This window comes from uncultured Psychroserpens sp. (genome assembly GCF_947501425.1).
In the GTDB taxonomy this organism is placed as follows: Bacteria; Bacteroidota; Bacteroidia; order Flavobacteriales; family Flavobacteriaceae; genus Psychroserpens.
In genome coordinates, this window is sequence record NZ_CANMVN010000003.1 from 203037 (window position 1) to 215330 (window position 12294).

The window sequence follows — 12294 nt, forward strand, 5'->3', positions numbered from 1 at the left end:
TTATTACAACTCAATACTTTCTCCAATCTCTAGTAACATCAGATCCTTATTCTTATCAAAGAATTTGCGTTTAGCTGCTTCATGGTCAATTTCAATATAACCAAACGTATCAAAATGATACCCAAGCACTTTATCGCACTGCACAAAGTCGCTGGCATGAATGGCTTCATCAATTCCCATAGTAAAGTTGTCTCCAATAGGTAGTATAGCTAAATCTAGTTTTGTAAATAATGGAATAAGTTTCATATCCATTGTCAATGCTGTATCACCTGCAATGTATATATTTTTATGTTCTCCTTCGATTACAAAACCACCTGGCTGACCACCATAGCTACCATTAGGAAAAGACGACGTATGTATAGCATTGACATATTTCACGCTACCAAACTCAAATTCCCACTGACCGCCATGATTCATGGGATGACTTTCTAAACCGAGCTTATCATAATGCGTAGCAATTTCAAAATTAGATACGATGACTGCTCCTGTACGTTTAGCAATAGCTTCCACATCAAGTATATGATCCTGATGTGCATGAGTAACCAATATATAATCGGCTTTTAGAGTTTCAATATTAATGTCTGCTGCTTTCGGATTACCAGATATGAAAGGATCTACCAGAATATTGATGTCAGCAATTTTAATTCCTAAACTGGCATGACCATAAAATGTAATTTGCATTGATGATTGGTTTTGATTAATTCAGAACCTAAAATACGAAAAAACTCAGACAGATTAGAAGAATTTGTCTGAGTTTTAAAGCCCCAAATTTTATTGCCAACATAATAGCAAACAAATGCCGACCTACAAAATTTCAAGTTAAATATAATAATTAATTATTTGATTTCCAAATAATTATGTTAAATAAATTATAAAATATATCCAATACCTAAAAGTACAGAAAACATAAATGCGGTCAGTGCCAATACTTTTAATTGTGGATCAAACTCGTCGGGACTATTAGCTTTACGTATTTTATTAAGATGGATAATTAAAGGCATATATGCTATGTAGAATAAAAAATTATACACGCTTGAATAGTATAATATTGAAAAAATAAAAGACACTAACATCGCGGAAATAATCAGAAACATATGATATTGTTTTGCCTTAACAGCTCCGAGTTTCACAGCCAATGTTTTCTTTCCAGCTGTGATATCAGAATTAATATCACGCATGTTATTAAGATTCAAAACTCCAACACTCAGTAAACCCAATGAAATTGCAGGTAAAATCACGTGATGATCAACATGCTTAGTGAATAGAAAATAACTACCAATGACGCTCAATAATCCGAAGAAAATAAACACAAAGACATCACCTAAACCTCTATAGCCATATGGAGAACTTCCTATTGTATAATTGATAGCAGCATAAACTGACAAGCCAGATAACAAGAAAAACAACAAGGCATATAGGAAATTTTTACTTCCGAAGGATACAAAAATCAAACCTACAGTTAAAACGATAACTACGAGGATATTCATTTTTATTCCATGAAACATCTCGTCTGGCGAAATAGCTCCACTTTGAATAGCACGTTCTGGTCCTATTCTATCCTCATTGTCTGTGCCTCTAACTCCATCACCATAATCGTTAGCAAGATTAGAGAGTACTTGCAAACTAATAGTCAAAAGGACAGCAAAGGTCATTATCATACCATCAAATTTACCATTGTAATAGGCAAAACAAGATCCAATAATAATACCAGATACAGAGAGTGGTAAAGTACGTAATCTAAAAGCTGAGAGCCATGGCTTTACTTTTTTAAACATAATTAACTTTTAGAATTATGGAATCCATTTCTTATCAAAGTTAGGCTTACGCTTTTCTAAAAACGCATCACGACCTTCTTTAGCTTCGTCTGTCATATAAGCCAGACGTGTAGCTTCACCAGCAAACACTTGTTGTCCAACCATTCCATCATCGGTAAGATTCATCGCAAATTTCAGCATTTTAATAGACGTTGGTGATTTAGCCAATATTTCCTGAGCCCACTCATAAGCTGTATCTTCTAGTTCATCATGTGGAATTACCGCATTTACCATTCCCATGTCGTAAGCTTCTTGTGCAGAATAATTTCTTCCGAGAAAAAAAATCTCACGAGCTTTCTTTTGTCCGACCATTTTAGCGAGATATGCAGATCCATATCCACCATCAAAACTAGTAACATCAGCATCTGTCTGCTTAAAGATTGCGTGTTCCTTGCTGGCTAACGTTAAATCACATACCACGTGAAGGCTGTGACCTCCTCCTACTGCCCATCCTGGAACCACAGCAATAACAGCTTTTGGCATAAAGCGAATCAATCGCTGTACTTCAAGTATGTTTAAACGATGGTATCCATCATCACCAACATAACCTTGATGACCTCTGGCTTTCTGATCTCCTCCAGAGCAAAAGCTCCAAATACCATCTCTTGTTGATGGGCCTTCAGCAGAAAGTAATACAACACCAATATTGACATCCTCATTAGCATCATAAAATGCATCGTAAAGCTCACTTGTGGTTTTAGGACGAAATGCATTTCTCACATCAGGACGATTAAAGGCAATTCTTGCCACACCATTTCGTTTCTTATAGGTAATATCTTCATAAGTTTTTACAGTAACCCATTCGGCTGTGTTCATAGTCAAAAATATTTATGCAAAAATACTGCTTTTATATATAATATATCAACCTAAAAACATCCAAAACTATCACCTCAATCGTATAAACATTTCGTTGTCAAATTTTTATGTGACTTTTTTAATAAAACTGTGTCTTAATTTAGGTGTCAAATGATACCAACATTAATTAGTTAAAATAAATATTAAGGGATATGACCATTGTAGAATCAAATGTAGCTTCAGAAATAATAAAACAGGAGTCATCGGAAGCTGGAACACTCCACTTTTTTAACAATTTAGCTGTTGTTGAATTCAACGAAGGTGTTCATGTAGATCTTAACACTGCAAGACAAACCATACATGATCTTATTAAATACTTCGGAAATTCTAAACCTTTCGGACTTATAGCTAACAGAGTCAATTCGTATTCAATTTCTTTATTAGAAACGGTTGAAGTAAAGTCTATATTTCCAAATCTTGTTGCTTATGGTGTTGTAAGTCACAATGAAGCTGGACGAATGAATGCAGAAATTGAGAGTAATTTCTGTGCCACTCAAAACATCAGTTTTGATAATTTATATGAAGGACTTAATACAATTAACAATAGAGTTATAGAGCAAATACCTGTTTCACTCAACTAGTCGTATGCCATCAGATTCAATAGTAATCAGGCGTTTTTTATAGAGTGTTCCAATAGCTTTTTTAAATGTTTTTTTGCTCATTTGCAGCTCTTGTTTGATATCATCTGGATTAGATTTATCGTTAAGCGGCAGGAAACCATCAGGACTATCTTCTAAATATTGCATAACTATATCAGCATTTGGCTCGATTTTGCGGTAACCTATCTTACCTAAAACGATATCAAGTTTATTATCGTGTCGTACTTTCTTTACATATCCTTTGAGACGATCACCAACACTTATGTCTTTAAATATATCTTCTGAAAATATTAATCCCAAATGTTGGTTATTGACTATAACATTCATTCCCAATTCTGATGGATGTGATACAATAAGATCTACTTCATCAAATTGCTGAACTGTAAGTTTAGTATTGTCCAGAAAACGGTTAGTTTTACTGGAAGCTACTAATCTATCGGTTTCTTCATCGAGATAACAATACACCAAATACCAACCTCCTGCTTTCATTTTAAAGGCCTGTTCCTTAAACGGGCAAAAAAGCTCTTTAACCATTCCCCAATCGAGAAAAGCACCATGAGATGTAACTTGATTACATCTAAGCAAAGCAAAATCATCACGAACAATGTATGGATCGTCTGTAACAGCAACTGGACGTTCTTCATTGTCCAAATAGACAAAAACTTCTATTTTTTCCCATATTTGAAACGATTCTGGAACATAACGGTTAGGCAGCAAAACCTCATTGTTTTCGGTATCTGCTAAATATAGACCTTGATCAGTTTCACGAATTATGTCAAGTGTATTATAGTCTCCAATTCTTATCATGGGTCAAAGATACAGATATTAGTATTGAGAACTAAAAAAAGCGTTACAATTCTATAGAACCATAACGCTTTGAATATTTTAAAAAAATCAGATTAATATGCTGATTCTTTTTTGAAATGCTTTGTTAGTAAATAATACACAACAGCTCTGTATTTATTTCTGTTAGATTTTCCGTAAGTCTCCATGACTGAATCAATACCTTTATCTAGATCTGCGCTATCTTTTAACCCTAATTTTTTAATTAAAAAATTATTTTTAACAGTCGCTAATTCTGATTCATCAGACCCTGAAACCGTTGCTGCATCAGCATTGTAGATCGATGGACCACAACCAATAGTTACTTTTGTCAATAAATCCATATCAGGATTTACACCACATTTGTCTTTTAAATCTGCAGCATACTTTGCTATCAATTCATCTCTTTTACTCATCTTAGTTGTAATTTTTTCTTGTTAATAAATTATTCGGTCTATAAATATAGTTATTTATTGGACACATTAAAATGGGTAAAGTCACATTTATTTAATAAACTCAAAATAATTAAGAAGAATTTCGTCGTTTTCTGTTCTAGGTGTAAAAATTTCCATAAGACGAGGTTGTTTTGAATTTTTATAAAATGATTTCAATGCCATTTGCAATTCATCTTCATTTTTAACTGTTAAGTAGTCAAAATGAAACATCTCACAAAGCTGTTTAGCTGTTAAGTTGTGTTTAGTCTCAAAGAAATAATCAAAATTGTCAGTATTCTTATGTCCTGGGAGAATTCTGAAAATACCACCTCCCTGATTATTGATAAGAATAATTCTGAAATCATTTGGCACATAATTATTCCAAAGCGCATTACTATCGTAAAAGAAACTCAAATCACCAGTAATAAAAGTTGTTTGTTTTTTTGAAACAACTGCACATCCAATAGCTGTTGATGTGCTTCCATCAATTCCACTAGTTCCTCGATTGCAATATATTTCAAGAGACGAATTCATATTAAATAACTGAGCGTAACGTACAGTAGAGCTATTTCCCAATTGCAATATTGATTTATTTGGAAGTGATTTCAACAGCACGCTAAATACTTTAAAATCACTAAATGGAATTTGTTTAATATATTCCAAGTGTTTCTTACTACGGTGTTGTTTCACAGTAGACCAAGTATCTAAATAGCTACTTTTAGTAACATGGGTAATCTTTGGTAAAAACTCTGAAAAGAAATCATTAGGCGTTGCAACAATATGTTTATCTAAACAGAAAAAAGTATCATTGGCTTTTTTCTCATCAATATGCCAATGGTGTTTTGGCTTGTACTTTCGTAAAAATGCTTTGATCTTTTTAGAGACTACCATTCCTCCTAAAGTAACTAAAATTTCAGGTTGTAACGCTTTAAACTCAGCCTCATCAAGAGGAGCAATGATCTTATCAATACTTGGTAGGAATTTAGAATGATGCAAATTTGATGTGGTTTCTGTAAAGACGATAACACTGTCGTCCTCAGCCAATTCATTGAGCCATTGCTGTTCTATTTGGTTTGGCGGCAATACACCAACTAATATCATTTTTTTAGTGGACACATACCATTCATCTATACAATCCTTAAGTTCTGCCTGATCAATTTTAGGCAATTTAAGATCAATCAAAACAGGTTTAGGGTGAACAGTAGGCTCCTCAACACGCTCATAAAGTGGTTCATCAAAAGGCACATTGATATGTACTGGGCCTTTTTTCAGTTTAGCTAAACTTAGAGCTTTACTTATTTCTTCTTCATTATACAACTGAATATCTTGTTGTAGCCCTAAAAACCTTTCTAGCTTGTTCTCAAGGTTCTTAAAAATAGGCAGTTCCTCTTTTTCTGATAATCGATGCTCGTCTTTAAGATCTAATTTTAAATTAGCCGAATACAGAATGTGATTCTCATATACATTTTTTTGTTTGATTGTTTGTCCGTCTCCTATCTCAATTAAATGCTTAGGTCTGTCGGCAGATAACACAACCAAAGGTATGTCACTATAAAAGGTCTCTGAGATTGCTGGATAGTAATTAAGTAATGCACTACCTGAGGTACAAACAACAGCAACAGGTTCTTGTAATTGTTGTGCAATTCCCATAGCAAAAAAGGCCGCACAACGCTCATCAACAATACTGTAACAATGAAAAAATTCATCATTTGTAAAACCAATAGTGAGTGGTGCATTTCTACTTCCAGGAGAAATTACAATATGCTTAATATTTTTGAGTTTACACAACTGAACCACAGTTTGTGCAAGCGGAATTTTAGGGTACTTCATCTAATGACAAAGTTATTTAATTTACGGGTCAAAAAAAACAAGAATTACTACAATTAATTTACTAACTTTCACAACTTTATAATCAATTCAAAAAACATGAAAATTAATTCCCTCATTTTTCTTCTCAGCATTGTTTTTATTGCAAATACCACAAACGCTCAACAACCCGAAAATCTCTGGCTAAGACATACCGCAATTTCTCCTAACGGAAATCAAATAGCATTTACTTATAATGCTGATATCTATGTGGTTTCGGTCAATGGTGGAAAAGCAACCAGACTTACAAGTCATAGTGCATACGACACGAAACCAGTTTGGTCTCATGATGGTAAACAAATTGCATTTGCTTCAAACAGACATGGTAATTTTGACGTGTATGTGATGACTGCCAACGGAACCAATGTAAAACGGTTGACCTTCCATTCGGCAGATGATATGCCTACAGATTTCTCACAAAATAATGATGCAGTTTGGTTTAATAGTATTCGTCTTGATGGAGAAAAATCTTTGTTGTTTCACAGACTTGGGGAGTTATATAGCGTTGATCTTTCTGCTTCCATGCCAAAGCAAATATCAAGTTTTCCAGCTTATGAAGCTAAAAATAACGCCAAAGGCGATATGATTTTTGAAGAAATAAAAGGTTATGAAGACGAATGGCGTAAACATCACACCTCTTCGGTTACGAGAGATATATGGATAAAATCAACATCGGGACAATACACAAAACTTTCAGATTTTAAAGGCGAAAACCGTAACCCTGTTTTTGGTCCTGGTGATACTTTTTATTATTTATCAGAACGCTCAGGAACATTTAACGTTTTCAGCTCTACGCTTTCTGATCCAGGTTTGGCTGTTCAGGTTTCAGATTTCAAAATGCATCCCGTGAGGCACCTTTCAGTATCAAACAATAATATCCTTTGTTATAGTTTTAATGGAGCTATTTACACTCAAAATATTGGTGAGTCTCCAAAAAAATTGAATGTCAATGTTGGAGGTGATCAATCACTAATGGATAATGAGCTTCTTTTTGTCAACGGAAATGTAACAGATATGGTTCCCTCTCCCAACGGAAAAGAATTGATATTTATTCATCGAGGCGATGTATTTGTTACTTCAGTAGATGGAAGCCTAACACGACGATTAACCGAAACTCCAGAACAGGAACGCAGTATCGATATTAGTCCAGATGGAAGAACTATTGTATATGCAGGCGAACGAAATAACAGCTGGAATTTGTACACACAAACCATAGCAAATAAAGACGAAAAGTATTTTGTAAATGCTATAGAACTCAAAGAAGAGGTATTACTCGAAGATTCTTCGGAGAGCTTCCAACCTCTATTTTCTCCAACTGGTGAAGAGGTAGCGTATTTAGAAGAGCGCACTAAATTGAGAACGATAAATGTAAAAACGAAAAAAGTAACCGTTATTCATAATGGTGAAAAACATTTCTCGTATGCTGATGGTGACCAAGAATTTCAATGGAGTCCTGATGGTAAATGGCTTGCCATAACCTTTTATCCTGACCAATATTGGTTTGGTGAAATAGGCATTTTAAAAGCCGATGGCACAGGAGAACTTATCAATGTATCAAAAAGTGGATTTAGTGATTTCTCACCACAATGGTCTCTTGACGGTTCTATATTGTATTGGGCTTCAGATCGAAATGGTATGCATAGTGTAGCTAAAACTGGTCCGTCACAATTAGATGTATATGGTGTGTTTTTAACTCAGAAAGCTTTTGATAAATTCAAATTGAATAAAGATGAATTTTCATTTATGGTAGATGAAAAAACAGACGACAAGAAAGATGAAGACGCAAAGAAAGGCGATAAAAAGAAAGATAAAGATGCTAAAGACAAGGCAAAGGAATTAAAACCAATTACTATTGAATTTGACAATCTTCATAAGCGTAAAGCAAAACTTTCATTATTCTCAACGCGCTTATCTGATATGTTAATCACCAAAGATTCAAAATCGTTGTTATATCTTGGTCGTGTTGACAATCAGGCAAATTTATGGAAACTCGATCTTCGTACGAAAGAGATCAAGTCTTTGGGTAAATATGGACGTGGTGGTTCTATGGTGTTTGGCAAAGATGCTAAAGAAGTGTTCATACTGAGTGGCGGACGAATTTCTAAAGTTGAAGTTGGATCTGGTAAGAAAACTTCTGTAGGAATTAAAGATGAAATGTCATTCAATTTATCTGCCGAACGTTTATACCTCATGGATCATGTGTCTCGACAGGTGAAGAAAAAATTTCTCGATCCTAAGCTCCATGGAGCGCCTTGGGATGAATTATCTTCAAACTATAAAAAGTTTGTGCAACACGTGAACAACGACTACGACTTTAAAGATATCTTAGGTGAACTTTTAGGTGAACTTAATGCTTCGCACACTGGTGCGCGATTTAGAGCATCAAATAGTAAAGGTGACCAAACAGCATCCTTAGGAGTTTTTGTTGATGACACACATTCAGGAAACGGTATCAAAATCTCTGAAGTCATTGAAGGAAGTCCGTTGATTAACAGTGATAAAAAAGTAAAAGCTGGTGTTATTATTGAAGCTATCGACGGAGAAACCATTGCACAAAATAGCAATTATTATAAATTATTAAATAGAAAATCTGGAGATGCAATAACCATTGCTTATTACAATCCTTCAACCAAAAACAGATGGAAAGAACGTGTAAAGCCAATTTCAATTGGTGCCGAAAATGAATTACGTTACCAACGATGGATCAAGAAAAATCGTGAGATGGTACACAAATTATCAAATAATCAAATTGGTTATATGCATATTAGAAACATGAGTGATGGAAGCTTTAGAGAGTTTTTAGAAGAGGTCATGGGAGAAGAAGTGAACAAAAAAGCATTAGTTGTAGATACGCGTTTTAATGGTGGTGGTGATCTGGTAGATGACGTGACGACATTCTTAAGTGGTAAAAAATATATGGAATTCCAAAACGGCGGGAAAATTGTTGGTATGGAATCTCAACGTCGTTGGACCAAACCAAGTATTATGCTTGTCGGCGAATCTAACTATTCTGATGCGCATTGTACTCCTGCTGGATATAAAGATTTAAAGATTGGTAAACTAGTAGGAATGCCTGTTCCTGGAACTTGTAGTTTTGTATGGTGGGAACGCATTCAAAATGGTATCGTCTTCGGAATTCCTAACATGCAGGTATTAGATATTAAAGGCGATGTTCTAGAAAATAAAGAACTACTTCCAGATATTCAGGTAAAAAATGGATTTGACAACATCACTAATGGAAAGGATGAACAAATTGAAGCTGCAGTTAGAGAATTGTTGAAGTCTGTGGATTAAGGTTAAATCAAATTATAAATGTCAAAAACCCAATATCGTGTTTATGTTGTAGAGTTATCTAAACGTGTATTTACAGAACACGCCAGATTTCGAAATGCTAATCCCCAATTTAATGGTGTGTTGCAATGCTTATATGTTGGTATGACCAGTAAGACACCCAAGGAACGCTTTTTACAACATAAAACAGGTTACAGGAATAAGAAAGGCTACAAACTCTCCTCTAATATTGTTGAGAAATACGGCTTGTATTTGAGACCAAGTTTATACAATCACATAGAACCCATGGCAACGAGAGCTGAGGCTTTAAAGATGGAAGAAACTCTGGCATTAGAGTTGCGACGACAACGTTATGCGGTATGGTTTAATTAAGTCAATACAGACAACATAGTCTGCGCCTTATTAACTGTTTCATCCCACTCTTCTAAGGGATTTGAATCTTTGGTAACTCCGCCTCCAACGTAAATCATAGCGTGTTGGTCCTTGATTTGCATACAGCGTAAATTCACATACAACTGACTAGTAGTTTTTACTGAAGCATATGCATTATTCTCAACATTTCGTCGATTGGTATTTCTAGTCTTTGTGGTTTTAATATTGAGTTCTCCCAAAAATCCAGTATAAAATTCTCTGTTGTAATTCTCATTAGACAAGATAAATGCTTTGGCGTTGTGTTTTGGTAATCCACAAACAGCAGGTGTTGGATGTAAGGTATGAATTACATCTTTTAAACAATCAGGTTTTAAGGTGCCAAAAATTTCAGATTTCAAATGTAATAATTGTCCGGCTCTAATGGTCATAGCCTCTGTGCTATTTAAACGCTCTACAAATGGTTTTAAACCATCAATTATAAAATCGGTTACAAACTGTTGCTCCTCTTTATTTTTTAAATTCCAATCTACATTAAGATGGCCATTGTAAGGTTGTGTTCCAGCCAATGACATGGTTTTAAAACGTTGTCCTTCTACATTTAAAAGTGTTTCAGGAGTAGCACCTAACCACAATCCTATTTCAGGATGATACCAGATATAAACAAAGGCGTTTTGGTAATGGTTTAGTAAGGATTGAAATATGTCTAAAGGTGTATCTTCGGATATTGGAACAGTTTCAACTCTGGATAACACAATTTTTTTTACGCTATCAGTAGTGATGTGATCGATACCTTTCTGAACCAAATTGACATGATGTTCTCGTTTACTCTCATCATGTAGTTCCCGATTGTTCTTTGGGACTATTTCCGAAGAAAAAGACATTTCAGAAGTTATCATATTGCAGTGTTCTGAAGGAAAGATAATCGTTGCATGTTCAGAATCAAATGGAGAAAATATAAATCCGTTCTCTGAAAAATCATCAACAATATGAATGGTACTATTGTTTTGAAACAAAGCCTTTACAATGGTCTTATTTGGCTTTCGGTAGGCTACAAAAGGTAATTGAGATGTGTAATGTTTTTCAATATGTAAAAAGAAATCCTTTTCAGACATGTGCATCACTTTTTTGGAAGTGAAATGGTTGAGAGTCTACAAATAGATATTAAATTATCATGATCATCTGTTACTCTAATATCCAGAAGTTGCGTCGTTCTGCCTTTGTGTAAAAATGTAGCTTTAGCGTAAACATGTCCATCTGAGACACTTTTAAGATGATTAGCAGTGATTTCAAGTCCGCGCACAAACATGTTTTCAATGTCCAAAAATATATGAGAAGCAAAACTACCTACACTTTCGGCTAGAGCAGCAGTAGCGCCTCCGTGTAATACTCCATCTGGTTGGTAAACTCTCGAATCAACAGGCATTTTGGCAATCAGAAAATCTTCTCCATAATCTACCATCTCAATATTCAAGGTTTCCATTAAGGTATTTTTACATACTGAATTAGCACGAGCTAACACCTTCTCTTTAGATAATTGCATAGAAATACTGTATTTTTAAAGTCGATAACAAAAATACAAAATGAATTCTACAGAAAAGGAAATTTCTTATACCATTACCAATAGTTATTCTACATTAAACACCTTGACATCTGAGACTAAAAATATTTGGTTTGTATGTCATGGCATGGGGTATTTGAGTCGTTATTTTCTCAAGTATTTTAGAGGGTTAGACCCAAAAGAAAACTACATTATTGCACCTCAAGCTCAAAGCAAATATTACATCTCACCTCAATTTAAACATGTTGGAGCAAGCTGGTTAACACGAGAAAACATACTAATGGAAACCGAAAATGTAATGAGGTATTATGACTCAATTTTTGAGCATGAGCAAATTTCCGAAGTTAAGAACCTTATTGTTTTAGGCTATTCGCAAGGTGTTAGTGTAGCTATGCGTTATGTGTCTAAACGCCAGATCCAATGCTCGCAACTCATCTTGCATTCTGGTGGAATTCCAAAAGAGCTTTCAGCAAAAGATTTTGAATTTTTTAATGCTAAGGCTACACTCATTTATGGCACAAACGATGAATATCTCGATGACGCACGAATGGAACAAGAATCTAAAAAAGCGAGAGAGTTATTCAATGACAAATTAGAAATTATTCCTTTTGAAGGCGTCCATGAGGTCAATGTTGAATTAATACATAATCTTATTTAAAAAGAGGTAGCCATATAATGACTAC

General features: G+C 34.6%; 12 protein-coding genes. 4 read left to right on the plus strand and 8 right to left on the minus strand.

Going from position 1 to position 12294, the window contains the following annotated elements:
- Positions 1–3: 3 nt before the first annotated feature.
- The 3 genes from Q0951_RS05855 to Q0951_RS05865 form a co-directional block, all read right to left on the minus strand.
- Complete coding sequence (locus Q0951_RS05855; protein WP_299335373.1) at positions 4–681, minus strand: metal-dependent hydrolase; 678 nt, start codon at positions 679–681, stop codon at positions 4–6.
- Between the two features lie 188 nt (positions 682–869).
- Positions 870–1775, minus strand: coding sequence for a 1,4-dihydroxy-2-naphthoate octaprenyltransferase (gene menA, locus Q0951_RS05860; protein WP_299335375.1), 906 nt, complete (start codon positions 1773–1775; stop codon positions 870–872).
- A gap of 15 nt (positions 1776–1790) precedes the next feature.
- Complete coding sequence (locus tag Q0951_RS05865; protein ID WP_299335377.1) at positions 1791–2630, minus strand: 1,4-dihydroxy-2-naphthoyl-CoA synthase; 840 nt, start codon at positions 2628–2630, stop codon at positions 1791–1793.
- Positions 2631–2821: 191 nt separating this feature from the next.
- Between Q0951_RS05865 and Q0951_RS05870 the strand changes: the two genes are divergently transcribed.
- Complete coding sequence (locus Q0951_RS05870; protein WP_299335379.1) at positions 2822–3250, plus strand: hypothetical protein; 429 nt, start codon at positions 2822–2824, stop codon at positions 3248–3250.
- On the opposite strand, the gene Q0951_RS05875 is transcribed toward Q0951_RS05870, so the two are convergent.
- The 3 genes from Q0951_RS05875 to menD form a co-directional block, all read right to left on the minus strand.
- Positions 3239–4075 carry a S1-like domain-containing RNA-binding protein gene (locus tag Q0951_RS05875; RefSeq protein WP_299335381.1) on the minus strand — a complete coding sequence of 279 codons (837 nt, stop codon included), beginning with the start codon at positions 4073–4075 and terminating at the stop codon, positions 3239–3241. The two genes, Q0951_RS05870 and Q0951_RS05875, sit on opposite strands and share 12 nt — an antisense overlap.
- Before the next feature lie 92 nt (positions 4076–4167).
- The gene (locus tag Q0951_RS05880; RefSeq protein WP_299335383.1) at positions 4168–4506 is read right to left on the minus strand and encodes a DUF2853 family protein; all 339 of its coding nucleotides are present in this window, start codon (positions 4504–4506) and stop codon (positions 4168–4170) included.
- Between the two features lie 87 nt (positions 4507–4593).
- Positions 4594–6354 (minus strand): thiamine pyrophosphate-binding protein, encoded by a 1761-nt coding sequence (gene menD, locus Q0951_RS05885; RefSeq protein ID WP_299335385.1) that lies wholly within the window; start codon positions 6352–6354, stop codon positions 4594–4596.
- A gap of 96 nt (positions 6355–6450) precedes the next feature.
- On the opposite strand from menD, the gene Q0951_RS05890 reads away from it, so the two are divergent.
- Both Q0951_RS05890 and Q0951_RS05895 read left to right on the plus strand, forming a co-directional pair.
- Positions 6451–9684, plus strand: coding sequence for a S41 family peptidase (locus Q0951_RS05890; protein WP_299335387.1), 3234 nt, complete (start codon positions 6451–6453; stop codon positions 9682–9684).
- Positions 9685–9702: 18 nt separating this feature from the next.
- Complete coding sequence (locus Q0951_RS05895) at positions 9703–10053, plus strand: ribose-5-phosphate isomerase (protein ID WP_299335389.1); 351 nt, start codon at positions 9703–9705, stop codon at positions 10051–10053.
- Here the strand turns inward: Q0951_RS05895 and Q0951_RS05900 are convergent.
- The gene (locus Q0951_RS05900) at positions 10050–11165 is read right to left on the minus strand and encodes a chorismate-binding protein (RefSeq protein WP_299335391.1); all 1116 of its coding nucleotides are present in this window, start codon (positions 11163–11165) and stop codon (positions 10050–10052) included. The genes Q0951_RS05895 and Q0951_RS05900 overlap by 4 nt on opposite strands.
- A gap of 5 nt (positions 11166–11170) precedes the next feature.
- Positions 11171–11593 (minus strand): PaaI family thioesterase, encoded by a 423-nt coding sequence (locus Q0951_RS05905; RefSeq protein ID WP_299335393.1) that lies wholly within the window; start codon positions 11591–11593, stop codon positions 11171–11173.
- A gap of 40 nt (positions 11594–11633) precedes the next feature.
- Here Q0951_RS05905 and Q0951_RS05910 point away from each other — a divergent pair, with 40 nt between their 5' ends.
- Positions 11634–12269: an esterase gene (locus Q0951_RS05910; RefSeq protein WP_299335395.1), complete on the plus strand. Its 636-nt coding sequence runs from the start codon at positions 11634–11636 to the stop codon at positions 12267–12269.
- Positions 12270–12294: the final 25 nt, after the last annotated feature.

Excerpts from the sequence above, each read along its gene's own strand:
- Q0951_RS05855 (WP_299335373.1), bottom strand. The coding sequence starts at position 681 with ATGCAAATTACATTTTATGGTCATGCCAGTTTAGGAATTAAAATTGCT.
- menA (WP_299335375.1), bottom strand. The coding sequence starts at position 1,775 with ATGTTTAAAAAAGTAAAGCCATGGCTCTCAGCTTTTAGATTACGTACT.
- Q0951_RS05865 (WP_299335377.1), bottom strand. The coding sequence starts at position 2,630 with ATGAACACAGCCGAATGGGTTACTGTAAAAACTTATGAAGATATTACC.
- Q0951_RS05870 (WP_299335379.1), top strand. The coding sequence starts at position 2,822 with ATGACCATTGTAGAATCAAATGTAGCTTCAGAAATAATAAAACAGGAG.
- Q0951_RS05875 (WP_299335381.1), bottom strand. The coding sequence starts at position 4,075 with ATGATAAGAATTGGAGACTATAATACACTTGACATAATTCGTGAAACT.
- Q0951_RS05880 (WP_299335383.1), bottom strand. The coding sequence starts at position 4,506 with ATGAGTAAAAGAGATGAATTGATAGCAAAGTATGCTGCAGATTTAAAA.
- menD (WP_299335385.1), bottom strand. The coding sequence starts at position 6,354 with ATGAAGTACCCTAAAATTCCGCTTGCACAAACTGTGGTTCAGTTGTGT.
- Q0951_RS05890 (WP_299335387.1), top strand. The coding sequence starts at position 6,451 with ATGAAAATTAATTCCCTCATTTTTCTTCTCAGCATTGTTTTTATTGCA.
- Q0951_RS05895 (WP_299335389.1), top strand. The coding sequence starts at position 9,703 with ATGTCAAAAACCCAATATCGTGTTTATGTTGTAGAGTTATCTAAACGT.
- Q0951_RS05900 (WP_299335391.1), bottom strand. The coding sequence starts at position 11,165 with ATGTCTGAAAAGGATTTCTTTTTACATATTGAAAAACATTACACATCT.
- Q0951_RS05905 (WP_299335393.1), bottom strand. The coding sequence starts at position 11,593 with ATGCAATTATCTAAAGAGAAGGTGTTAGCTCGTGCTAATTCAGTATGT.
- Q0951_RS05910 (WP_299335395.1), top strand. The coding sequence starts at position 11,634 with ATGAATTCTACAGAAAAGGAAATTTCTTATACCATTACCAATAGTTAT.